A 23,092-nucleotide genomic window follows, 5' to 3' on the forward strand; every position below is an offset into this window, starting at 1 on the left:
GCTAAAAAATTGATAGTTTTGAGGGCTTGAATAGTTTCTCGACCTCATGAATTCTGTTTTTATCAATCAGAAAAAGAATGACATGGTCTCCTGATCGAATAACCACATCATGATGCGCAATCAGCACCTCATCCCCTCTGACAATTGCACCAATAGAGGCTCCACGTGGTAGTTTAATATTCTCAATGGCACGATTGACAACTTTGGAGTCATCATGGGCAATAGCCTCAATGGCCTCTGCAGCACCACGACGTAGTGAATGGGCCACAACTACATCTCCTTGCCGAACACGCGCCAATAGAGAGCTTATGGTTGCCTGCTGTGGAGAGATTGCAATATCGATGATCTCACTCTCTACCAGGTTGGCGTATGCGGGGCGATTAATTAAGGTCATAACCTTGTGAGCTCCCAACCGTTTTGCCAGCATGGAGGAGAGTATATTGGCCTCATCATCACTGGTAACAGCAATAAAGACATCGACATCCTCAATGCCCTCCTCAAGCAACAGGTCTCTATCTGCTGCATCACCCAGCAAAACAATAGTGTCAGAAAGGTCCTCGGATAGGCGTTGAGCTTTTTCCGGGTTCTGCTCTATCACCTTTACATCGAGCTCGCTCTCAATAGCGCATGCCAGGCCGGTTCCAACATTTCCACCACCGGCGATCATTATTCTTTGATACGGGCGGTCCAGGCGACGCAACTCACCCATTACCTGTAGCGTGTTCTCCTGTGCCACAACAAAATGCACCTCATCATCAACCTCTATAACTGTATCTTTCTTGGGGAGAATGGGGCGTCCCTTGCGGAAGATTGCAACAAAACGCATATCAACGTCTGGCATATGTTCACGGACAGTTTGCAGTTCATGGCCAACCAGAGGGCCGCCATAATAGGCTCTTACTGTAACCAGTTGGACCTTGCCGTCAGCGAAATCAAGAACCTGGAGAGATCCAGGCAACTCTATCAGTTTTCTGATGTAGTCGGTAACCACCTGTTCAGGGCTGATAAGCATATCTACCGTGGCAGATTCATGCTGAAACAACTCGCTACGTTCAAGGTACTCGGGGGCACGAACCCTCGCAATTTTATTAGGGGTGTTAAAGAGAGTTGCTGCAACCTGACAGGCAACAATATTTACCTCGTCACTGTCGGTTACAGCAAGAATCATCTCGGCATTTTCAGCTCCAGCTTGAGCAAGTATCTTGGGGTAGGACGCATGCCCGGCAACTGTACGAATATCAAGCCTGTCCTGTAGCGCATGTAGCTGTTCAATATCGGTGTCCACCATCGTGACATCATTGGACTCCAGAGCAAGATTTTCTGCTACAGATGTTCCAACTTGCCCAGCTCCCAGGATGATAATATTCATAGAGTCTTATTCATGGTAGTTTTTTGGGGTCGATCCCCAGTATTTTCATTTTTCTATAGAGATTTGTGCGCTCTACTCCGGCACGCTCCGCAGTCTGTGAGACATTCCCATTGGTTTCCAGCAGGTGATGAAGCAGGTAGTCATATTCAAAACGTTCACGAGCAGCCTTGAGAGGAAGGGCAAACTCTGTACGAGGTGATGACACATCTTTCTTTGTGGCCTGGAGTTGCAATGACAGCATGGGAGCAACCTCTTCCTGTCCAATCTCACCCTCACTACCCATAATTAATAACCGTTGTACCAGATTCTTGAGTTCCAGAACATTTCCGGGCCAGCGATACTGCCTGAGCAGGTTGAGTGCCGCCATTGAAAAATTGCGATATGTGAGCCCGTGTCGTTGACTAAAATAATCTACATAGTAGTTCAGTAGATCCATAATGTCCTCAGGACGTTCTCGTAGCGGTGGGATCTTCAGAGGAACACCGTTAAGGTTGAAATATAGATCCTCACGGAAGCTGCGAGCTGAAACCTCATCAGCCAGGGTTTTTTGGGTGGAGGCGATAATTCGCAGATTTGGCTTAATAGGTTCACTGCCACCGACACGAAGAAAACTGCCTGCCTCCAGAGCACCCATCAAACGAGCCTGTGTATTTGGGGCCATCTCATCGATGTCTTCCAGAAAAAGCGTGCCATGGTTAGCCTGTTCCAGGCGTCCATAATTGATCTGTTCACCGGCCTCACTACCAAAGAGCTCTATATCCGTATTTTCTGCAGCAATTGACCCCATTGGTACAACAATAAATGGACCATTTTTTTGAGGCCCATGTTCGTGCACATAACGGGCAAACAGTTTTTTTCCAGAGCCCGATTCACCACTAATCAATATGGGCATATTATGTTGTGCAATACGTTCAGCATCGTTTTTTACCTGTTGAATAGTCAGGCTTTTGCCGGTTGGTTCGGTAGCTGATGCTGAGGTTTGTCTCTGTAGGGAGATATTCTCCTGTTTTAGTCTTGATGCCTTTAGTGCATTGTTAATAGTCAGTAGCAGCTTTGCAAGAGAGAGTGGTTTTTCCAGAAAGTCGTAAGCACCCAGACGGGTTGCCTCTACTGCGGTCTCAACAGTGCCGTGGCCAGACATCATTACAATCGGGAGATCCTCGGCATCATCATCAGATCCCCACTCTTTTAGCAGAGTTATGCCGTCGACATCCGGCATCCATATATCCAGCAGAATCAGATCAGGACGACGATTGCGTCGGGCACTGCGTGCAGTGGAACCATCTTCTGCAGTCTCAACCTCAAAGCCTTCATCCTCCAGGATTTCACGAACAGTATTGCGAATTTCCGGTTCATCATCTACAACAAGGATATATGGCTTCATCCCTGTTCCCCGTCAGGTTGTAGATGTCTGTTTGCAGATTTATGATGTATAGGCAGGCTCAATTCAAAGCAACTTCCCAAGTCCGAGTCAAGAAGTTTGATCTGTCCGTTATGCTCTTCAACTATTCGTTTCACAATTGCCAATCCTAATCCTGTCCCTTTTGGTTTGGTAGTGGCATAAGGGTCAAAGATCTGTGATCTCATCGCCTCATCTATACCTCTTCCATTATCGCAAATTTTTATCTGCAGGGTTTTGGTCGTACCCTGGTCAGCCATTTTAGCAGTGACAGTTACATGAGCTGCTTTTTCCGTACCTGAAGATTCGAGCCCATTTTTAATCATATTATTAAGAATTTGGCGGAGTCGATCAGCATCTCCTTCAACATCCAGAAGCTCGCCCTCAATCTGTAATGTAATATGGTCCGGATACTGCGCACAGTAGAGATCCACAACACCATTCAACAAGGAAGAGGGGGAGACTGTTGTGATTTGTAATTTTGGTACACGCGCATAGTCGGAGAATGCCTGAACCATTTTTTTTAATGTGCTTACCTGTTGCACAATGGTGGTGGTGGCACGATCTAGTACAGCGCCATCCTCTTCGCCCATCTGCTTGAGGTATTTGTGTCGTAGTCGGTCTGCAGAGAGTTGGATGGGGGTAAGTGGATTCTTGATCTCATGAGCCAACCGTCTTGCAACCTCACTCCATGCGGCATTTTTTTGTGCCGAGACCAGGTCAGTTACATCGTCAAAAACAATTACAAACCCTCTTAACTGTTCATTTTCAATCAGGCAGCTACCGCGACAGAAGAGGCTACGTACTCCTCTTGATGTGGTTATCTCCAGCGACACACTCCACTCTTTTTCTCCGGCCTGGATATGATCTGTCAGGGCGTTTACCAGAGGAGAGACAAGCGGATAGTGCTGAGCAATAACTCCTATTGGAATGCCAGATGTATTGATGATTTTGCTGTCCAGAATTTGGCAGGCCGCACTATTGATGCGTTCCAGGCGACGTTGAGAATCCAGAACCAGAACACCCGATGAGAGATGAGAGAGAATCCCTTCAAGTCGCGCATTTTGATGCTCAATCAGCTGCTGGCTTCGGTACAAGCTTTTGTGGGTATGCTCAAGATTAAGCATCATGTCATTGAATGATTGAACCAGAAAACCAAGATCATCATGTGATACGTGAGAGATGGGCTTGTTGTATATTCCGGAGGCAACATCCTGAGTCCCTTTTGCCAGCTCACTAATTGGGGCAGTAAGTCGGCGGGTTGAATAGAAGGCAAACCAAAGTGCACTTAGCAGAGAGAGCAGAAGAATCATTATAAAGGCAATATTGTGAACAGTGCCTCGTTGCCTCTCCAGGTATAACCGTTTTTTGTTGCGCATAACGGCATCATTAATCTTCTCCTGACCACTCTCCAATTGCTTGGGGATAGTAAAGTAGGTAGAGAGAATACGGCTCTCTCCACCCTCTGAATAATAGTTATGAACAGGGATCACAAGATGGAGGATCTGCCCAAGATCTTCATGCCCCTGAACCTTGTGATAATCCAGCCCCTGTTTTATCTGGTTCACAATAAGTGGGTCAAGTGGTGTTGGAACCAGTCCTGGTTCAGATAGCAGGCTACTGATGCTTAGCTGATTTCCTGAAAAGTCATAGAGAGCGAACTCCATAGCCTTACTATCTTCCATGGCATCTTCAAGCAGAATATCTACCATGGATTGAGGCGTGTTGGAGATGGTACTGCCGAGCTGATAGAGATTTTCGATAATTCGTTTTTTGCGCTCATTCAGGGCGGTTTTGTAAAGTGCACGAGATCCATCCAGCGCATTCATGATCTCATGCTCGCCGCTATCCTGTTGTCGGAGAATCTGGGTTGTGAACAGAGAGATAATCAGGATGGGAATAAGAGCAAGAGAGACAAAGATACCGACAAAACGAAAGTGTAGTTTTGCCCCTGATTCACCAGCACTGAGTCTGCGAATCAGGCGGTATAGATTAAGTGATATGTTGGAAAAGAGTATTGTCAGTCCAATAGTGCTGGTAACGACAATATGGGGGAACAGGTCTCCAAGGGTGTCGGGATTATGTATAGCGACAGCCAGAAGCACAAAGGCAATACCTGTGGTAATCGTTCCGGTAACGGCAAGAGTAGTTGATATTGCGCGTCTAAATTTTCCTCTCTGCCGGCTGTCAGAAGGCAAGAGTTTATCCGGCTGTTTTTCAGAGAGTGGCCCAGACATTGATTGCAGGCTCATTATCTTTCAATCAGAATGGTATGCCATCCACTATCCAGCTTCCATTCTGGCCAGAGGTATGGGGTATAGACATATGGACGAATCATTCCGGGGAGTTTGGATGAGTCGATTGAAGAGCGTATTTTTACCTGATACTTACCCTTATCCGACAGCAGAGATTTATCGATAATCAGTGCGTCATGACGCATGGTCATTCTCTCAATGGCCTTTTCAATGGTGCCATAAGTGCCGTGGGAGTTGTTCTTGAGGCTGATCAGGTAATAGCGGCCGGAGAATCCATGATAGCTAAGAATAAAACGATGCTCTCCTTTTGTGACAGTATTGTTTTTACTCCAGAAAGGCGTGATTTCTTCAACCACATACTCTGCGACAAAAGTAATTGGAATTCCATTTTGCAGTGCATCAATGATCTCCTCTCCAAGCATGTAGGAGAACTCTGCGTTGACCATGTAATGGTCGGCAGTCTCACGAATCTCCGGATGAGTTATGACAATCTCCCCGTTGGCACTGAGACTTGTCCACAACAAGGCTATGGCAAGTAGCAGTGTGAAAGGTGAGAGTTTGTTATGCATAATGGTTGTTGGAGTGGTCAGGTGTCGGGCAGTTCTTGTTTAAGAAGCCGTGCATAATAGAAACCATCCACTCCATTATCACCAGAAAGCAGCTGCCATCCAGCTCCTGTAGATTGCCCCCAATCTGCCTCAATATTGTGCGGTGAAGCCTCTGGGTGGGCGCCCAGAAATTTCTGAACTTGCTCCTCATTCTCTTCCGGGAAGATTGAGCAGGTAGCATAGAGTAGTGTCCCCCCTTGTTTCAACATCCCCCAACAGGACTCAAGAATATCATATTGGGTAGCGGCTAGTGCAGGGATATCCTCTTTTCTGCGAAGCAACTTAATGTCAGGGTTGCGTCGAATAACCCCGGTAGCACTGCATGGAGCATCTACCAAAATACGGTCAAACAGTTTGCCATCCCACCACTCTTGGTTGGAGGCATCCCCTTGGGTAATTGTTGCAGTGATGCCGAGGCGCTCCATATTCTCCTCTATCCGCTTTAATCTGTCTGCCTCAATATCCAGAGCAACTATCTCCTCGATCTCTGGTGCCGTCTCTAGGATATGTGCAGTTTTTCCTCCTGGAGCCGCACATGCATCAAGGATTCTCTCGTTGGGTTGGGGTTCTAGCAGTATCGCTGCCTGTTGTGGGGCCTCATCCTGTACCGAGACATCACCAGACTCAAATCCAGGCAGTATCGATACAGAGACCCCCTTGTTTAGAGTAATTGTGGCCGGGCTGTGAACGCTTATTGCAGCCTCTATTCGTGATTCTGCCAGCTGCTCCATATATTGTTCACGTGATACCTTTTGCAGATTGACCCGTAACGTCATTGGAGGGCGTTGATTATTGTTGACGAGAATCTGTTCCCACTGATCAGGCCATGCATGCTGCAGATGTTTGATTATCCAGTCTGGGTGGTTGGTTTTTGCGGTAAGGTTTTGTTCAGTATTCTTAATTAGTTCGTTATGTTCTCGTTGAAAACGGCGCAGTACCGCATTTACCAAGCCCCGAGCCCACTCTTTTCTCAGATGACGAGTTGCATTTACAGTTTCAGAGAGGATGGCATGGGGTGGAGTTCGCATAAAATTGAGTTGATAAATTCCTCCCAGGATGAGGGCATATAGGTCCCCATCCTTCTTCTTGAAGGGACGCTTCAATAGTTTCCCCCCAATTGCCTCTAGCTGAAAAAAGTTGCGTAGCACCCCATAACTTATCTCTTGGGCCAGGGCACGGTCCGATGGTTCAAGGGATTGAGTGGCTTGAGGTAAGGTGGCAGAGAGGGAGCGATGCTGGAAAACAACACCGGCAACTGCCCTTGCCGCCGCTGCGCGCGGCCCCCATGAACTGCTCATGACACAAATTGCATGCCGGACTCTTTAAGCTGAGGCCGTGCATTGAGAAAGTCTGCAGTAGACATAGGGCGCTTTCCAGGTAGTTGTAGCTCCAGAATAGATAGAACGCCATCAGATGTGGCCACATTAATGCCATCTGTAGAGACTTTGGTTGTGGTCCCTGCAGGTGTATTACTCATCTTTTTGTTCTGATCTATAACTGCTCCACGCCAGATCCTGACAACTTTGCCATCCCATGTTGTCTGCGCTACAGGCCATGGATTGAAGGCGTTGATCTTGTGGAGAATTTCTTCTGCACTATCCTGCCAATTTATGTTCGCCTCATTTTTATTAAGCTTTTCGGCATAAGTTGCATCGGCCTCATGTTGTGGTTCTGGGGCCAGCAGTTGCTGTTCAATCTGCCGGATAGTATTCATCAGGGCATCAGCCCCCATTTTGGCCAGGCGATCATGGAGAAGTTGGGCGTTGTCAGTTGGCTGGATCGGGGTGGATAGTTTCATCAGCATGTCGCCCGTATCCAGTCCCTCATCCATCTGCATGATTGTTACTCCAGATTCACTATCCCCAGCAAGAATTGCACGCTGAATAGGGGCTGCGCCACGCCAGCGCGGGAGTAGTGATGCATGGATGTTGAGGCAACCAAAACGAGGCGCCTGTAGAGCCTCCGGAGGCAGAATCAGACCATAGGCAACAACAACCATTAGATCTGCCTGCAGAGCCACAAGTTTTTCCTGTTCATCACTGTCACGCAGTGTTGCGGGCTGAAAAACAGGGAGTCCAGCAATTACTGCCCGCTCTTTTACCGGGCTGGCTCTCAGTTTTCGTCCTCGGCCAGCTGGACGATCGGGCTGGGTATATACAGCAACCACCTCATGAGAGGATTCTAAAAGTGCATTCAGAGCAGAGACAGAAAAATCTGGGGTGCCGGCAAAGATAATTCTCATCACATGGTCTCTTTGCGCTGTTTTTCCATCTTTTTACGAATACGCTGCTGTTTCAGTCTGGATAGCTTATCTACAAATAGTTTTCCTTCCAGGTGCTCCAACTCATGTTGTATGCATACAGCTAGAACGCCTTCCGCCTCAATTTCCTGCTCATCACCTTCACGATCCAGTGCCTGCACGATCACTTTTTCAGCACGCACAACCGACTCATAAATGCCAGGTACAGAGAGACACCCCTCCTCATTGGCCTCTTTCCCCTCGGATCTTGTGATTACAGGGTTGATAAGACAAACCGGCTGGTTTTTCTCTTCGGATATATCGATAACCACAATGCTGTGTGGATTGTTGACCTGAACTGATGCAAGCCCGATGCCTGGGGCTGCATACATAGTCTCAAACATATCATCCACACACTGACGGATCTCATCAGTGACAGATTTTACGGTAGTGCTTTTTTTCCGTAATCGCGGGTCTGGATATTTCAGGATTTCTAACAACGCCATAATTTTTCGTTCATAATGGTAAAAATTGAGTGTAATGGTATCGCAAAGAGAGAGGTTAGTCCCAATCATGGAAGAGGTTACTGGAGTGTCTCATGGATAAAGTATCTGCATGGCTGACCCTCCATCATGCCCCATCAGTTGGTCCTGTTACCTTTCGTAAGGCTCTCGATTACTTTGGGTCACCAGAATCTGTATTGGAGAGTGGCCGCGCGCTATTAAGCAAATCTGGTATCTTCAAAAGAGAGGCTCTCGATTTCCTTGCACAAACGGAGTCAAAGAGGGCTCAGTTAATTGAAAAAGATCTGCGTTGGCTTGAGGGAGACGATGCACATATCCTGTTTTTGGGCAGTGAGGATTATCCTCAATTATTGATGGAAATCTCTGACCCACCATCACTATTGTTTGTGCGCGGCAACCCGGATGCACTGCTACTTCCACAGCTGGCAGTGGTTGGTAGTCGTAATCCGGATGTTGTAGGCAAGGAGATAGCACGAGATTTTGCAAGAAAGTTGGCGCGAGCAGGGTTAACCATAACCAGTGGAATGGCATTGGGGATTGATGCAGAGGCGCACAGGGGCGCGTTGGATGGCGGTAAGACAGTTGCGGTTACAGGCACTGGGCTGGACCGGGTCTATCCAGCAAGAAATCGTGATTTGGCACATGAAATAGTTCAGCAGGGTGCCATTGTTTCGGAATTTGCTATTGGTACGGAGCCGCGTCCGGAGAATTTTCCACGAAGAAATAGAATTATAAGTGGACTCTCTATTGGAACACTGGTTGTTCAGGCTGCCAGAAAGAGTGGGTCACTGATTACTGCACGAATGTCTATGGAGCAGGGACGAGAGGTTTTTGCCATTCCAGGATCAATTCACAACCCTCTGGCACGTGGCAGCCACCTGTTGATTCGTCAGGGTGCAAAGTTGGTGGAGACGACGGAAGATATTATTGAAGAGCTTGGAGGCATGTTGAATCTGCTGAGAGAACAACTTGTGGAGCACTCCTCTTCAGAAGGGGGCTCAACAAGAGAGGAGAGCGACCCTGAAGTAGAGCAGGTATTAAATGCAATCAGTTATGAGACGGTTCTGGTTGACCAAGTTGTCGAATTCTGTGGATTGACTACAGAGGTTGTCTCCTCGATCATAATGCGTCTTGAGATTAAGGGAGAGGTTGCCACAGCTCCGGGTGGGCGAGTGATGAGACTACAAAAGTAGGAAAATCATATACCTTTCAGGAAAATTTTGTATATGATGGCGCCCTTGAACAATAGCACCAACATTTGTGAGTCATATTTGTGAGTAAGAATCTCGTTATCGTAGAGTCTCCTGCGAAGGCAAAAACTATTGAAAAGTTCCTCGGTGAGGGCTTTACAGTGATGTCCAGCTACGGTCATATTCGTGACCTGGCAGGGAAGGGGATGTCTGTAGATATTGCTAATGGATTTGAGCCAAACTACGCTGTCAGTGAAGACAAAACCAAAATAATCAATGAGTTAAAACGTGCCTCAAAGAAGGCATCCATGGTCTGGCTGGCATCGGACGAGGATCGCGAAGGAGAGGCTATTGCCTGGCACCTGGAAGAGGTGTTGGGTCTTACTGAGAATAATAGTCAGCGCATTGTATTTCATGAGATTACCAAATCGGCAATTCTCGAGGCGATCAAGAACCCCAGGTGCATCAACCGTGATCTTGTTGATGGACAACAGGCCCGCCGCATTTTGGATCGCCTGGTTGGTTTTGAGCTCTCTCCGGTGCTTTGGAAAAAGATTCAGCCAGGACTCTCAGCTGGGCGTGTTCAGTCAGTTGCAGTACGCATTGTGGTGGAGCGTGAGCGGGAGATTGAGGTATTTATTCCGGTCTCATCATTCAGGATAACAGCACAGCTCTCAAACCAGCATAGTGAGCTGATAGAGGCACGACTACCAAAGGATCGTGAGGGTATTGAGGATGCAGAGGGTTTTCTGACAAGAGTCAAAGGCGCCACTTTTCAGATCAGCAAGATTGAGAAGAAGCCGGCAAAACGCTCTCCAAGAGCCCCCTTCACCACCTCAGCCCTGCAACAAGAGGCATCACAGAGGTTAGGTTTTTCAGTACGCCAGACCATGATGGTAGCGCAGCGTCTATACGAGGCTGGCAAGATTACATATATGAGGACAGACTCGGTCAATCTTTCCGAGATGGCTCATGAGCAGGCAGGCGAGGTTATCAAGAGCAGTTTTGGTCCCGATTATCTGCAGCGTCGTCAATATAAAACAAAATCTGCCAGTGCGCAGGAGGCGCATGAGGCAATTCGTCCAACTGATCTGGCGAAATCCGAGGTGAAAGGAGAAAAAAATGAGCGGCGCCTGTATGAGCTGATCTGGCAACGAACAGTTGCCTCACAGATGGCAGATGCAAGGCTGGAGCGTACAACAGCTACTATTGATATCTCTTCGGTTGATGAATCACTGGTAGCAAAAGGAGAAATTCTCGTCTTTGATGGGTTCCTGAAGGTCTATCAGGATCGTGGCAAGGAGGACGCTAAACGTCTACCAGATATAAGCGAGGGAGAGCTGCTGCAGCTTGGGGTAATGCGAGCACAGGAGTCATTTACCCGTCCCCCCGCCCGTTTTACCGAGGCAGGTCTGGTGAAAAAACTGGAAGAGCTGGGGATTGGTCGCCCCTCAACTTATGCTCCTACCATCTCAACCATCCAGAACCGTGGATACGTTACTCGTGGAGAGCGCGATGGTGTAGAGCGTACAGTTCGTATTCTGGCGCTGCATGTAGATGAAATTATTAATGAGGATCGGGTCGAGATGACCGGCTCAGATAAGGGGAGGCTGATTCCCCAGGATATTGCAGGGGTGGTTACTGACTTCCTGGTAAAACACTTTTCTGAGGTTGTGGACTACAACTTTACTGCTCGTGTTGAATCAGAGTTTGATGAGATTGCAGCTGGTGAATTGGGGTGGCGAGAGATGCTGGCTGAGTTTTATGAGCCATTCCATAAAGACATCGAAGGGGCTGCAGATATCTCAAGAGAGGAGGCCTCTCAGACCAGGCAGCTAGGAGTTGATCCAAAAACTGGACGTCCGGTCAGTGTAAAAATCGGTCGTTTTGGCACCTATGCACAGATTGGTACCAAGGATGATGAAGAGAAGCCGCTTTTTGCGGGGCTACGCCCTGATCAGCGCAAGGATAGCGTAACCCTTGAAGAGGTGCTTCCCCTGTTCGAGTTGCCGCGTCAGTTGGGCGTGACTCGCGATGGTGAAACGGTTATGGTAAATGCTGGTCGATTTGGCCCCTATGCAGGATTTGTTGACGAAGAGGTGCGTGACTATCTGTTGGAAAACGAGGTAAAGGGGATAGAGCTAGTTGCGCAGAATGTCTCGATTGAGCCGGAAGATCCGCATACCATTGAGCTTGAGCAGGTGCTCGACTTCATTACCAAAAAGAAAGAGTCTGATGCAGAAAAAGAGATCCGGCTGTTTGAGGGGTCTCCGGTTCAGGTGCTGAATGGTAGATGGGGTCCTTTTGTTACCAATGGTTTTAAAAATGTAAAACCACCAGCTGACAGAGAGCCAGAAACCCTTACCCTGAAAGAGTGTGAAGCGCTTCTGGATGCTAGTGACAAGGAGCGCAAGCGGCTGTCAAAACAGGTCTATGGAGGAGGCTTTACTCTACTGAGAGAGCCTGAGACATCTCCTCCTGATGCAACACTCAAGGTAAAAGAGGGCAAGCTTGACCAGGCATTGGCTATGGTTGAAGAGCTGGATAAACTTGGAAAATCAGTCCGCTTGATCTCTGCCAATGGTGCAGCCGCTATCAGAGTGGCAAACAAGCGCAAGGCAACAACCTCGGCCAGCAAGAAAAAGACGGCACCGAAGAAAAAAGCTGTAAAAAAGAGAGCAGTCAAGAAGAAGAGGGCAGCAAAAAAGAAGACAGCAAAGAAAAAAGCTGTCAAAAAAGTGTAATCGACAGGTAGAGAATGGTCTCAGCCAAGTCTGGAATTTAGAGAAGTATAGGAGCAAAAAATGTCTGAAAAATTTGTAGCCGTCTTGATGGGGTCCGATTCGGACCTGCCAACCATGCAGGCTTGTCTTGAGATCCTGAAAAAACTGGATGTTTCATACGAGGTAAAGATCACATCTGCGCATCGTACACCTGCAGTCACCCATGATTATGTTAAAGATGCAGACAAACGTGGGTGCGGGGTATTTATCGCGGCAGCCGGACTAGCCGCACATCTCGCAGGAGCGGTTGCAGCAGCCACCACCAAGCCGGTGATTGGGGTACCAATGAATGGGGCTCTGGAAGGGATGGATTCACTGTTATCAACAGTACAGATGCCTGGTGGAATACCTGTAGCAACTGTAGCTATTGGAAAGCATGGGGCAAAGAATTCAGCCTATCTTGCAGCGCAAATTCTGGCAACAGCAGATGATTCGCTTGCGACCCGTCTGGGTGAAGAGAGAGAGGCAGGCTCACGGGCAGTACAGGCAGCAGATGCAAAATTGCAGGAGCAACTTCAGGGGTAGTCCGTCAGATTTCCTGGCGTCAGACTGAAAAGGGGATAGATTTATTTTCCTGTAAGGGCATAAATAAATCGGTCCCCTTTTTGAGTATATGAGCACATCTATTAGATGTGCTGTATGAAGTTGGTGGGCCTACTTGGACTTGAACCAAGGACCAAGGGATTATGAGTCCCCTGCTCTAACCAACTGAGCTATAGGCCCGTAATAGTTTGAAAGCTATCCCTTGTCCAGGTAGCTTTCCAGTTTGTCCGAGCGAGATGGGTGACGTAGTTTACGTAGTGCCTTGGCCTCGATCTGACGGATACGTTCACGGGTTACGTCAAACTGTTTACCAACCTCTTCCAAAGTGTGGTCAGTATTCATGTCTATTCCAAAACGCATTCTCAGTACCTTTGCCTCGCGGGGTGTGAGCCCGGCCAGAACGTCCTGAACATCCTCTTCCATCCCTTCCGATGTAGCAGATTGGTCAGGCTGGATCACATTGGTATCCTCAATAAAATCACCTAGATTGGAGTCTTCATCATCACCGATTGGGGTCTCTGTAGAGATTGGCTCTTTGGCAATCTTGAGAACCTTGCGGATCTTGTCTTCCGGGATCTCCATCTTTTCTGACAGCTCCTCAGGAGTTGGTTCACGTCCCATCTCTTGAAGTAGCTGACGCTGGATTCGATTGAGTTTATTGATTGTCTCAATCATGTGTACCGGAATACGAATGGTACGTGCCTGATCTGCAATGGAGCGGGTGATAGCCTGGCGAATCCACCAGGTTGCATAGGTTGAGAACTTGAAGCCTCGACGATACTCGAACTTGTCAACGGCCTTCATCAGGCCGATATTGCCCTCCTGGATCAGGTCAAGGAACTGTAGTCCGCGGTTGGTATATTTTTTGGCAATTGAGATTACCAGGCGCAGATTGGCCTCAATCATCTCTTTTTTGGCACGACGTGCCTTGCCTTCACCAATCGACATCATTCGGTTGATCTCTTTCAAGCGGGTGATGGAGATACCGCACTCATCCTCAACCTTAAGCAGTTTTTTCTGGGCCCGGAGAATATCTCTAGAGAACCGTTTGAGTGGAGCAGAATGTTTCTTCTTGGCGGCAATCTGCTTGTCAAGCCACTCCAGATTAGTCTCATTTTTTGGAAAAGAGGTGATGAAATCCCTGCGAGGCATTCCGGCACGCTCAACCGCCAGATTCATGACGATGCGTTCGCTACCACGAACTTTTTCCATGGAGCTACGAATGTCGACAACCATACGCTCCAGCAGTTTGGGAACAAGTTTGCACTGCATGAACTGGTCAGCAATCTGGCTACGTAGTGCGTCGGTTCTTTCATGCTCCATGCCATTACGCTTCTCTGAGCGTTTTAGTTTTTTGGAGAGATCAGCAATAGTTTGCAGGCGCCCAGACATCATCTCTGGTGGTGGGCCAGTAAATCCCTCTTCTTCTTTTTTCTCTCCTGAGGTGTTGCTGCCAGGAATTACAGGTTTAGGTGGTTCCGGGCAGTAGTCGCATAGCCCAGTGATAACAGCCCCAAGCTCAATTTCACTCTTATTGATTCTATCGAGCTCTTTGAGAAGTTCGTCTACGGTATTTGGGTAGAGAGCCAGAGCATTCATCATCTGGCGCATTCCACCCTCAATACGCTTGGCGATTACAATTTCGCCCTCACGAGTCAGTAGTTCGACAGACCCCATCTCACGCATGTACATCCGTACAGGGTCAGTGGTGCGGCCTGCCTCATTCTCGGCAGAGAGCAGTACCGAGGCAGCCTCTGCGGCAGCCTCTTCATCAGTATCATCATTCGAGTTTCCGCCGTTACCGGTAATCAGCATATTTTCTGCATCAGGGGCCTTTTCAAGCACCTTGATACCCATAGAGTTGATTACGCTGATTACATTTTCAATCTCTTCACTGTCAGTGATTTTGTCCGGAAGAAGGTCGTTAATCTCGCCATAGGTCAGGTATCCTTGCTCCTTTCCTTTGGCAATCAGATTCTTGATTTCGTTTTCTTCGGTTTCTTTTTTCTTTGGTTCAGCCATGCTTGTCGCGACCACGTTGGTGAGGTTGTTATCCTGATATTAGCTGGAATGTCCGGAGACATTCGTGGCGTAATTTTATCTATTATTCAGCTCGAAACGAACCGCGCATTTTACACTAACTTAAAGGGTTTAGTCACCAACTAATAATCGGGGCTTAGTTGGCACTGAGAAGTTCTTGAAGTTCCTGTTTCTCTGTGGGGGATAGTGGCTCTTGAGCAGATTTTTTTAGCAGTTTATCTGTTCTCTGCCCTCGACGCAGTTCGTGCAAATTCTTTAGTGCACCTTTTAGTTCACTCTCTACACCATCATCAGGAATTGCCGGGTCCCACTGAGCCACCTTGTGGAGGATCTCCTCGTCCTCTCGGTCTCTCCACCTCTCCAGAAGCGCAGCTGATGATATATCCGGGTTTTTTTGTAATGTTTCCATGACCCGAGTAAGCAGACCTATTCCCGGGGTCTCTACACCTTTTATAGGGCTGGTTTCGGCAGCAATTTTAATCAGTCCTGGTTGGTGCAACAGGATGGATAGTGCGATGCGGACGGGAGATGGGGCCTGACCAGCCCTGGCAGGCTCTGTTGTCGGTTCTCGTGATGCAGGTTTTGCAGCATGGGAGTCAAGCAGGTGGCTGGCAACTGCATCTTCATCCATCTCTACCATACTGGAAAGTCTCTTGAACATCATTTCACGAAACATTCCGGCCGGCAGCCTTGAGAGCTTTGGGCGTGCAAGAGAGACTAGCCGTGCCCGCCCATCAATGGTGTCAGGATTGGCCTCCTCTTTAAGCTGTGAGAAGAATAGTTCAGATAGCGGAACAGCCTGGCTGATGCGCTGTTCAAATTGTTTGGTCCCCTCTTTACGAACCAGGGAGTCAGGGTCCTCGCCATCAGGAAGAAACATAAAATGAATCTCTCTGCCGTCACGCATCAAAGGTATGGCGGTATTCATCGCCTTGCGGGCGGCATCGCGACCAGCACGATCACCGTCAAAGCAGAAGAGCACCTGGGTAACTGTACGAAATAGTTGGTTAAGGTGGTCTGTGGTGGTCGCGGTTCCCAAGGTTGCTACGCTGTAGTGGATACCGAATTGGGCTAGTGCCACCACGTCCATATAACCTTCAACAACCAGGATATGTTTGAGATTGCGGACATTTTTGCGTGCCTGATACAGGCCGTAGAGCTCCTGTCCCTTGTGGAATAGTGGGCTCTCCGGAGAGTTCAGATATTTTGGTTTTTCGTCTCCCAGAACGCGGCCACCAAAGCCAATAATTCTGCCGCGACTGTCATGGATTGGAAAGATGATGCGGTTTCTGAAACGATCGTAATGGCCACCCTTATCTTTCTCGATTAACAGCCCGGTTCTTGTCATCTGTTGGGTTGTTATCTTGTCGTGGTCATCTGTCAGCGCGTCATGAATATTGCTCCATCCATCCGGGGCAAAACCCAGGCCGTAGCTGGCAGCAATCTCTCCACTAAGTCCACGCTGTTTTAGATATTGAATGGCTTTGTCGGCCTGAGGGTGATCCTTGAGCTGTTTTCTGTACCACTCGCCAGCCCTCTCCATAAGGTTGAAGAGGGGCGTTAGGTTCTCTCTAGGCTTCTCTCCGTCATCCTCACGAGGCACCTCAAGTCCTGCCTGGGAGGCAAGGTCTTCGATAGCCTCCGGGAATGGCATATTTTCGTACTCCATCAGGAATCCAACGGCGGTTCCGTGAGCGCCACAGCCAAAGCAGTGGTAGAACTGCTTGGTTGGGCTTACGGTAAAGGAGGGGGTCTTTTCGTGGTGAAATGGGCAGCAGGCCTGGAATTCACGCCCTTTTTTGACCAATGGAACGCGAGTATCAATTACATCGATAATATCGATACGTGATAGTAGTTCATCTATAAATGTAGAGGGGATTCTGCCAGCCATGCGGGGAGAATAACATAGTGGAGCCAGTTGAAAACCAACTGGTAATCTAGCTTAGTTGGGCCTTGATCTTGCCGCTGAGTTGGCCCATATCGGCACGCCCCTGCGCCTTTGGACGAATAATACCCATCACCTTGCCCATCTCTTTCATGGAGGATGCGCCCGTTTCAGCAATGGCCTGTTTTATCATCTCGTCAATTTCGCTATCACTCAGCTGCTCAGGCATAAATTCCTGAATAATGGTGATTTCTGCGGTCTCGATATCTGCCAGATCCTGGCGACCTGCAGATTCAAACTGGGAGAGGGCATCTCTGCGCTGCTTGACCATCTTGTCGAGCACAGTAAGAAGTCTCTCTTCATCTACCTCAATTCTCTCATCTACCTCAATCTGTTTTACAGTTGAGGTAATCAGTCTCAGGGTCTTGAGTCGATCCTTATCCCTGGAGCGCATCGCATCCTTGACACTTGAATTGATCTTGTCGAGAGTAGGCACGTTAGTTTTGTGGGTGGGGTGAGCAGCAGGTTAGCGCGAGAGTAGGCCGCGATTGCGACGCATGGTGCTACGCTCACGAGAGACACGCTTCTGGGTGCGTTTTACAGCAGCTGCAGATTTGCGTTTACGAACTTGCGTAGGTTTCTCATAGAACTCACGTTCACGAGCTTCTGCAACCGTGCCTGCCTTCTCGACAGCACGTTTGAAGCGGCGCAGTGCGTAATCAAAATTCTCGTTTTCCCTTACTCGTATACTTGGCATTCTGGCTATATCCTTGTTGACCCCGGTTGTATTTTGTCTCTGGGGTCGGGTTAAAAACTTGTCTCTACAGGGCTTAAAATAGGCACTGTTTTCAGAGAAGAGCCGCGCATTATACGGAGGTAGGACCAAAATCGCAATGTTTTGAGGGGCAATTTATCGCTGTAACAGCCTGGGTAGAGGCGTTTTTCTGCTGTTTTTGCCAATAAAGCTTGAATATTCAATAAAATTATAGTATAGTCAATAACAGGTTGGTTACGGTTTATAAAATTTTTGTTGAATTTTAGGAGATTTATCATGAAAAAGATTGCATTTTCGGTTATCACTGCTGCCGCTATAATGGCTTCAAGTGTTGCAAGTGCCGGTTGGTTTGGAAGTAATAACAATGGCTGGAACAATGGTTATGATGACAATGATTGGCCAGAGTGGACTCCAATGTACTGGATGGAAGAGATGATGGACGAGTGGGATAACGACGATGATGATGATTACTACCGTTATGGTGGTTATGGTTATGCCCCTCGCGGATATGCTCCTAGTCCTTACTATCCAGCTCCTGCTGTTGCACCACGTGCTCCAGCTCCAGCTGCACCTACTGCACAGTAAGTACAGTACGACAATAGGTTGTTTGTAAAGGCCGACCAGGTTTTCCTGGTCGGCTTTTTAATGTCTGGCCATATAGCCTAAGGAGTCTCTGAAAAAGCTTAACGGGATGGGGGTGTGGGGGAAGTGACTTAACCAGAGATTTCCTAATCTGATACCATTTAACAAGTATGAAGAGACTCTATCTAATAGTGGCTATGCTGTTGTTATATCACCCAGGAAGTTTTGGGGTCACTTCTGTGTTGAGTGATGAGGAGATCCGTCACTTGTTGATAACAGAATATCTCACTGGATTTCCAGGGAGTTGCCCATGTCCATACAGTGTAGAGATAAAAAAGAGGCGCTCATTTTGTGGCAATAAATGTAAAACCAGGCGCTGTGGGGGACGAAGTGTGTGGAGCTGGACACCACAAGGCACTGCAGGGCCACTCTGTTACGGGACCGATATAACGGATGAGATGGTTTTGCAGTTTCGTCGAAGAGGGTGGAGCCAGTAAATCGAAGAGATAAAAAAACCCCGAAAGCTGCAAGCTCCCGGGGTTTTTATTGGCTCTAATTTGCCTTAGTCAGCAAATGTATTTGAGGTGATATTCTCATACCAGCTCAATGCATAGTCGACCTCACGAGCACGGTTGGCAGCGTTACGCTTGTCACCGCTTGGAGTTAGGCCACCAGACATCTTCTGGATTTTGGAGCCATCCTCGCGCAGCTTGTAGATCGCTGCCACAGAGATTCCATCCTTTGGTTCAAAGGAGATAACGCTGTAACAGGTGTTAACGTATGCAGGCACACCTTGTGCATGGCCATTAATGGCAGAGACAACTGCGTCAGCACAGACCTTAGCCTCGGACGAGGCAGCATAGCCTGACTTCGGCATACCCTTGGCCTGACTTGCATCACCAATAACATGGATATTTGGACGGAGAGTTGATTCGAAGCTTTTCAAATCAACTGGAGCCCAGCCAGAGTCATCAACCAGACCGGCAGTGAATGCAAGAGCACCCGCCTTCTGGTCAGGAATGATGTTGATTACGTCACCCTTGAAATCCTCGATCTCTGCAGAGACAGTCATTCCTGCAGCATCAACCTCTTCAATGGCGCCACCCTCCGCATTCTTGACCCAGGTGATCAGTGAATCATCAGTTCCGTATCCGTAGTGGGTTTTCCACCCCTCCATAAAGAGGCCAAACTTGGAGAACTTGTCCTTTGGATCAAGAACAATAATCTTTGATTTTGGCTTGTGCTTCTTGAGGTAGCCAGCAATCAGGCTGGTGCGCTCATAAGGTCCAGGAGGGCAACGGAAAGGGTTGCGTGGAGCACCGATGACGACAGTACCGCCATCTTTCATCGCCTCAAGCTGGTTGCGTAGCAGTTGAGTCTGCTTGCCAGCCTTCCATGCATGAGTGATTGAGGTGTTGGCAACTTCTTCACTATGCCCTTCGGCAAACTTGAAGCTTACTCCTGGGGAGACTACACAGCGGTCAAACGGAAGTGTTTTTCCACCACGGGTCTTGACTGCGTTATCATCAATGCCGATTACGGTGTCGATAACAATGTTGATTCCCTCGGCAGCCAGTCCAGCATAACCGTGTGCAAGATAGTCCAGCTCACGGTGTCCGGTTACTACGAAGTTACTCATAAAACAGGTGTGGTAGGTTGCATTGGCTTCAACCAGAGTCACATCAATAGCAGGGTCTGCCTTCTTGATGTAGCGGGCTGCAGTTGCACCACCCATACCGCCACCGACTACAACAACACGTCCCTTGGCAGCAGATGCTGATGGAGTGTAGAAAGTGAAGCCTGCGGCAGCAGCTCCGACGGTACCACCGGAAACCTTTAGAAAGTCTCTGCGGTTGAATTGTTTTTTGTTACTCATTGTATGTTCTCCTCCTTAATTCTGGCTGCCGTAGTAGGTGATGATTGCATCCAGACCGGCCTGCCCCTCTGCCGCGACAAGTTGATCCATCTTCTTCTTCATCTTGCGACTAATTGCACGATCACCGCTGGCAAAGTCCTGAAGCGTGTAGTGAAGGTATGGAGTCCACTGTCCAGCAAGAATTCCAGAGTCGTCAGATGCATCAGATCCACCGTCATGGTGACACTTCTCACAGTACTTGCTATGTAGCTTTTCACCCATGGCAACAGTAGCTGCATCGGCACTCTGGGAAGCACCCACATATCCGATCTCTGCGAAGTAGGCAGACATCGCCTCGATTTCTCCGTCAGTATAGCCCTTGGCTACACGCCCCATAATGGTTGACTTGGTGTCACCATCACGGAACTCCTCCATTGCCTCTATCAGGTAATCCTCAGACATTCCGGCAATTGTTGGTGTAGCAGGACCGTTACTGTTGCCGTCTGTACCGTGGCAGCCTTCACAGGTGCTGGCAAGCATGGTACCGGAGGCACCAGATATTACCTTTGGTTTAGGCTTTGGTTTGGCTGGTGCTTTAGCGGCAGCTTTAGCCGGTGCGGCAGCAGCTTTCTCCTCTGCGGGTGGTTGTGTGGCACAGCCAGCTACAAGAGCAGCAGCAAGAGCCGAGATTGCAAACGTTTTTAGTTGCATTGATTGATCCTCCCTCATTTGATGATCATTTTGTTGTAATTCAATCTCACTAACTTCTTACCATGTGGTGATCAGTTAGCCATAAACTGTTCGCAAAACAAATTCGAACGAATCGCTATTCTCCATAATAAAAGATGTTGATGCAACAATTGATTTCAACAATAAGAGTATTAATAGACATTAATATTCAGCTGGTTACAGGGTAATTTTTGAGTTCTTGATTTGTTAATGGGTTTCTGCAAACACTCAATGGAAGGGGGGGTTAGGAGAAGGGATGGGTGTTTTGTAATATCCCCAATCTTATTGTAGTCTTGTGGTCTTAAAAACAGGGAATTTCCTTGTGGTCTGGAAGGGAGCGGGAATTGTGAAGCAAGTTGTGTTGACAGTAAAACTAATCATAACCATCGGGGCGACCTCACTGCTATTGGTGGGATGTCAGAATGCAACCCTGAATGAGATTACCAAACGAACCTCATCAGTAGCCCAGGAGGTTGCTGGTAACAAGCAGCGAGTGGGTGCTGTGCCTACAAATCTGGAGATAACACAGGGCAGCTCATCGACAGAGATGATCGTAACCTGGAGGGATGGAGGAATTCCGGGGAGTATCTACCGTATCGACCGTTCCAGTGATGGCGGAAGGTCGTGGCAACTGCGCTCCAGAGTGGCATCAGGAGTAGAGACTTACAGGGACAAGCTGCCCAAGGGTGGGGGCCGTTTCCTTTACAGGATAAGAGTTGAGAAAGGTAGCCTCCAGGATGTTGAGATTGTAGAGAGAGGGGCTGTGCAGCTGACACACCAACAGCAGCTTGCGGAGGAGCGGGAGATCAAAGAGGCTCAAAAGAGAGAAGAGGAGGAGAGAGCCAGACAGATAGCGGCAGCAGAACTTGAGGAGAAACGTCTGCAGGCTGAAAAAGATGCCAGGGAGGAGGCTGAGAGATTGGCTGCCGAAGAGGCTGAGAAGGCACGTCTTGCTACAGAGAAAGCAGCCAGAGAGGAAGCCGAGAGAGCAGCTGAACTAAAGGCGAAACAGCAGGCAGAGCTGCAAGCCAGGGAAGAGAAGAGAAAGAAGCTTGAGAAGAGAAAAAAGGCTGAGGCTGCAATTCTTGATCGGGCAGAAAAAGATTTGGAGAAGGGGGATGTTTCTGCTGTCGAGAAGAGCTTGAAGGAGTACAGAGAGAAAAAGGGTAAATCAGCAGATAAGGTTAAGAGATATAGCAAACTAAAGCAGAAAGTTGTGTCCATGAAGCAGGTTCTGGATGATCTGGAGCAGGTCAAGGTTGCAGAGCAGTACATGAAACAGGGGACATCCTCCAATGCAGTAAAAAGCAAAAAGAAAAAGTCACGTGGCAAAAGCTCTCTGCTTGGCAAAAGTGCAGAGGGGTGGGTTGTGCAGGTGGCAACATACCCTGAGTCAAAGAAGAGAGATGCCTACAGCATGTTGAGTACAGTAAAAAAATCGGGATTTAAGAGTGTTTTCCTCAAGAGACAGGAGCTGGCTGGTAGAGTGCTTTATCGAATTCGTTTAGGAGCCTATGGGAATAAAGAGGAGGCTGTTGAGTTGCAAGAAAAGATAAATGGAAAAATGGCTGACAAGGGGGTAGCGAGCCGAGTCATCATGCAGAAGAAGTAGCTCTGTTTAGAAGCTCTTGCACCTCCAGGGCGCTGGCAGGAAGTGTTGCCCCATCTTTTTCTGCGGACAATATTATCTCTGTAGCATGTTCCAGGAGTGACCGAATCTGTTTCTGATCCAGGAATGCAAGCACATCCTCAACCATTGATGGTTCCGCGGAGAGTATGGTTGCCGGTAATTCGTGATTTGATATAGGGCTCTCGTCTCTCATCATGGCTGCGATGATCGGGTTCTGCAGGGCATGATGGTGAATTTTTCTGGCGGACTGTTCCTGTTTTAACTGCTCAAGAAATGTATTGTCTGTTCCGGCATGCCTCATCAGTGTCTGTTCAAATAGAGTGATAAGGCGGGAGAGGGCCTGTCTCTCTTTTGGGAGGGGAGCACCCAGCACCATACAGTCTGTGTAGCACTTATCCAGTTCTGGAAGAAGTTCAAGCAGTAGCTCGGTGTCTGCACGTTCAGGAAGTTTCGAAACCTTCTCCACCACCTTTTTAAATTGATGCAGAAACTGTTTTTGTTCGCTTTTGTCGAGTTCACGCGCCCCCACAACCTGATGTTGTACTACCTGTTGAGACTCTTTGGAGAATAGCGGATTGTTCCATCTGCGCTGTAACTGCTGTTCCCATGCGCCAGGGGCTTTGCTGAAATTTGGTGGCAGGTTCATGATTCATAGTATAATTGATCGTTTATCCTGACGGCACTTC

Annotated in this window: 19 protein-coding genes and 1 tRNA gene; 5 read left to right on the forward strand and 15 right to left on the reverse strand. The window is 48.2% G+C overall.

What is annotated here, in order from left to right; translation table 11 throughout:
- Position 1 precedes the first annotated feature (1 nt).
- From trkA to def, 7 genes are read right to left on the reverse strand one after another with little or no spacing between them, the layout of a single operon-like run.
- Entirely contained in the window at positions 2 to 1,369 is a 1,368-nt protein-coding gene (trkA, locus tag AC3ZFK_RS03275) for a Trk system potassium transporter TrkA (protein WP_487506388.1), read from the reverse strand.
- A gap of 10 nt (positions 1,370 to 1,379) precedes the next feature.
- The gene (locus AC3ZFK_RS03280; RefSeq protein ID WP_487506389.1) at positions 1,380 to 2,753 is read right to left on the reverse strand and encodes a sigma-54-dependent transcriptional regulator; all 1,374 of its coding nucleotides are present in this window, start codon (positions 2,751 to 2,753) and stop codon (positions 1,380 to 1,382) included.
- Entirely contained in the window at positions 2,750 to 5,020 is a 2,271-nt protein-coding gene (locus tag AC3ZFK_RS03285) for a sensor histidine kinase (protein WP_487506390.1), read from the reverse strand. Before AC3ZFK_RS03285 ends, AC3ZFK_RS03280 begins: the two co-directional genes overlap by 4 nt.
- Positions 5,020 to 5,592 (reverse strand): DUF4390 domain-containing protein, encoded by a 573-nt coding sequence (locus tag AC3ZFK_RS03290; RefSeq protein ID WP_487506391.1) that lies wholly within the window; start codon positions 5,590 to 5,592, stop codon positions 5,020 to 5,022. Before AC3ZFK_RS03290 ends, AC3ZFK_RS03285 begins: the two co-directional genes overlap by 1 nt.
- A 17-nt stretch (positions 5,593 to 5,609) precedes the next feature.
- Positions 5,610 to 6,929, reverse strand: a complete 1,320-nt coding sequence (rsmB, locus tag AC3ZFK_RS03295; protein WP_487506392.1) for a 16S rRNA (cytosine(967)-C(5))-methyltransferase RsmB — start codon at positions 6,927 to 6,929, stop codon at positions 5,610 to 5,612.
- Positions 6,926 to 7,873 (reverse strand): methionyl-tRNA formyltransferase, encoded by a 948-nt coding sequence (gene fmt, locus AC3ZFK_RS03300; protein WP_487506393.1) that lies wholly within the window; start codon positions 7,871 to 7,873, stop codon positions 6,926 to 6,928. Before fmt ends, rsmB begins: the two co-directional genes overlap by 4 nt.
- Entirely contained in the window at positions 7,873 to 8,376 is a 504-nt protein-coding gene (gene def, locus AC3ZFK_RS03305; RefSeq protein ID WP_487506394.1) for a peptide deformylase, read from the reverse strand. Before def ends, fmt begins: the two co-directional genes overlap by 1 nt.
- Before the next feature lie 92 nt (positions 8,377 to 8,468).
- Between def and dprA the strand changes: the two genes are divergently transcribed.
- From dprA to purE, 3 genes are all read left to right on the forward strand, one after another.
- Positions 8,469 to 9,587, forward strand: coding sequence for a DNA-processing protein DprA (gene dprA / locus AC3ZFK_RS03310; protein WP_487506395.1), 1,119 nt, complete (start codon positions 8,469 to 8,471; stop codon positions 9,585 to 9,587).
- An 80-nt stretch (positions 9,588 to 9,667) separates the two neighbouring features.
- Positions 9,668 to 12,328 (forward strand): type I DNA topoisomerase, encoded by a 2,661-nt coding sequence (topA, locus tag AC3ZFK_RS03315; RefSeq protein ID WP_487506396.1) that lies wholly within the window; start codon positions 9,668 to 9,670, stop codon positions 12,326 to 12,328.
- Between the two features lie 60 nt (positions 12,329 to 12,388).
- Positions 12,389 to 12,892: a 5-(carboxyamino)imidazole ribonucleotide mutase gene (gene purE, locus AC3ZFK_RS03320; RefSeq protein WP_487506397.1), complete on the forward strand. Its 504-nt coding sequence runs from the start codon at positions 12,389 to 12,391 to the stop codon at positions 12,890 to 12,892.
- A gap of 121 nt (positions 12,893 to 13,013) precedes the next feature.
- On the opposite strand, the gene AC3ZFK_RS03325 is transcribed toward purE, so the two are convergent.
- The 5 genes from AC3ZFK_RS03325 to rpsU all read right to left on the reverse strand — a co-directional run bounded on the left by AC3ZFK_RS03325 (position 13,014) and on the right by rpsU (position 17,592).
- Positions 13,014 to 13,090 (reverse strand) — tRNA-Ile (locus AC3ZFK_RS03325).
- Between the two features lie 15 nt (positions 13,091 to 13,105).
- Positions 13,106 to 14,932, reverse strand: a complete 1,827-nt coding sequence (gene rpoD / locus AC3ZFK_RS03330) for an RNA polymerase sigma factor RpoD (protein WP_487506398.1) — start codon at positions 14,930 to 14,932, stop codon at positions 13,106 to 13,108.
- 154 nt (positions 14,933 to 15,086) lie between these two features.
- A complete protein-coding gene (gene dnaG / locus AC3ZFK_RS03335; RefSeq protein ID WP_487506399.1) occupies positions 15,087 to 16,841 on the reverse strand; it encodes a DNA primase in 1,755 nt (584 codons plus the stop codon).
- 46 nt (positions 16,842 to 16,887) lie between these two features.
- A complete protein-coding gene (locus AC3ZFK_RS03340; RefSeq protein ID WP_487506400.1) occupies positions 16,888 to 17,331 on the reverse strand; it encodes a GatB/YqeY domain-containing protein in 444 nt (147 codons plus the stop codon).
- A gap of 30 nt (positions 17,332 to 17,361) precedes the next feature.
- Positions 17,362 to 17,592 (reverse strand): 30S ribosomal protein S21, encoded by a 231-nt coding sequence (gene rpsU / locus AC3ZFK_RS03345; RefSeq protein WP_487506401.1) that lies wholly within the window; start codon positions 17,590 to 17,592, stop codon positions 17,362 to 17,364.
- A gap of 294 nt (positions 17,593 to 17,886) precedes the next feature.
- On the opposite strand from rpsU, the gene AC3ZFK_RS03350 reads away from it, so the two are divergent.
- Entirely contained in the window at positions 17,887 to 18,195 is a 309-nt protein-coding gene (locus AC3ZFK_RS03350) for a hypothetical protein (protein WP_487541375.1), read from the forward strand.
- Positions 18,196 to 18,754: 559 nt separating this feature from the next.
- On the opposite strand, the gene AC3ZFK_RS03355 is transcribed toward AC3ZFK_RS03350, so the two are convergent.
- Both AC3ZFK_RS03355 and AC3ZFK_RS03360 read right to left on the reverse strand, forming a co-directional pair.
- Positions 18,755 to 20,068: an FCSD flavin-binding domain-containing protein gene (locus AC3ZFK_RS03355; RefSeq protein WP_487506403.1), complete on the reverse strand. Its 1,314-nt coding sequence runs from the start codon at positions 20,066 to 20,068 to the stop codon at positions 18,755 to 18,757.
- A gap of 15 nt (positions 20,069 to 20,083) precedes the next feature.
- Positions 20,084 to 20,758 (reverse strand): c-type cytochrome, encoded by a 675-nt coding sequence (locus tag AC3ZFK_RS03360; RefSeq protein ID WP_487506404.1) that lies wholly within the window; start codon positions 20,756 to 20,758, stop codon positions 20,084 to 20,086.
- A gap of 340 nt (positions 20,759 to 21,098) precedes the next feature.
- Here AC3ZFK_RS03360 and AC3ZFK_RS03365 point away from each other — a divergent pair, with 340 nt between their 5' ends.
- Entirely contained in the window at positions 21,099 to 22,388 is a 1,290-nt protein-coding gene (locus tag AC3ZFK_RS03365; RefSeq protein ID WP_487506405.1) for an SPOR domain-containing protein, read from the forward strand.
- On the opposite strand, the gene AC3ZFK_RS03370 is transcribed toward AC3ZFK_RS03365, so the two are convergent.
- The gene (locus AC3ZFK_RS03370) at positions 22,372 to 23,052 is read right to left on the reverse strand and encodes a hypothetical protein (RefSeq protein WP_487506406.1); all 681 of its coding nucleotides are present in this window, start codon (positions 23,050 to 23,052) and stop codon (positions 22,372 to 22,374) included. The two genes, AC3ZFK_RS03365 and AC3ZFK_RS03370, sit on opposite strands and share 17 nt — an antisense overlap.
- Positions 23,053 to 23,092: the final 40 nt, after the last annotated feature.

Source organism: Candidatus Thiopontia autotrophica (assembly GCF_982804495.1).

Excerpts from the sequence above, each read along its gene's own strand:
- trkA (WP_487506388.1), bottom strand. The coding sequence starts at position 1,369 with ATGAATATTATCATCCTGGGAGCTGGGCAAGTTGGAACATCTGTAGCA.
- AC3ZFK_RS03280 (WP_487506389.1), bottom strand. The coding sequence starts at position 2,753 with ATGAAGCCATATATCCTTGTTGTAGATGATGAACCGGAAATTCGCAAT.
- AC3ZFK_RS03285 (WP_487506390.1), bottom strand. The coding sequence starts at position 5,020 with ATGAGCCTGCAATCAATGTCTGGGCCACTCTCTGAAAAACAGCCGGAT.
- AC3ZFK_RS03290 (WP_487506391.1), bottom strand. The coding sequence starts at position 5,592 with ATGCATAACAAACTCTCACCTTTCACACTGCTACTTGCCATAGCCTTG.
- rsmB (WP_487506392.1), bottom strand. The coding sequence starts at position 6,929 with ATGAGCAGTTCATGGGGGCCGCGCGCAGCGGCGGCAAGGGCAGTTGCC.
- fmt (WP_487506393.1), bottom strand. The coding sequence starts at position 7,873 with ATGAGAATTATCTTTGCCGGCACCCCAGATTTTTCTGTCTCTGCTCTG.
- def (WP_487506394.1), bottom strand. The coding sequence starts at position 8,376 with ATGGCGTTGTTAGAAATCCTGAAATATCCAGACCCGCGATTACGGAAA.
- dprA (WP_487506395.1), top strand. The coding sequence starts at position 8,469 with ATGGATAAAGTATCTGCATGGCTGACCCTCCATCATGCCCCATCAGTT.
- purE (WP_487506397.1), top strand. The coding sequence starts at position 12,389 with ATGTCTGAAAAATTTGTAGCCGTCTTGATGGGGTCCGATTCGGACCTG.
- rpoD (WP_487506398.1), bottom strand. The coding sequence starts at position 14,932 with ATGGCTGAACCAAAGAAAAAAGAAACCGAAGAAAACGAAATCAAGAAT.
- dnaG (WP_487506399.1), bottom strand. The coding sequence starts at position 16,841 with ATGGCTGGCAGAATCCCCTCTACATTTATAGATGAACTACTATCACGT.
- rpsU (WP_487506401.1), bottom strand. The coding sequence starts at position 17,592 with ATGCCAAGTATACGAGTAAGGGAAAACGAGAATTTTGATTACGCACTG.
- AC3ZFK_RS03350 (WP_487541375.1), top strand. The coding sequence starts at position 17,887 with ATGAAAAAGATTGCATTTTCGGTTATCACTGCTGCCGCTATAATGGCT.
- AC3ZFK_RS03355 (WP_487506403.1), bottom strand. The coding sequence starts at position 20,068 with ATGAGTAACAAAAAACAATTCAACCGCAGAGACTTTCTAAAGGTTTCC.
- AC3ZFK_RS03360 (WP_487506404.1), bottom strand. The coding sequence starts at position 20,758 with ATGCAACTAAAAACGTTTGCAATCTCGGCTCTTGCTGCTGCTCTTGTA.
- AC3ZFK_RS03370 (WP_487506406.1), bottom strand. The coding sequence starts at position 23,052 with ATGAACCTGCCACCAAATTTCAGCAAAGCCCCTGGCGCATGGGAACAG.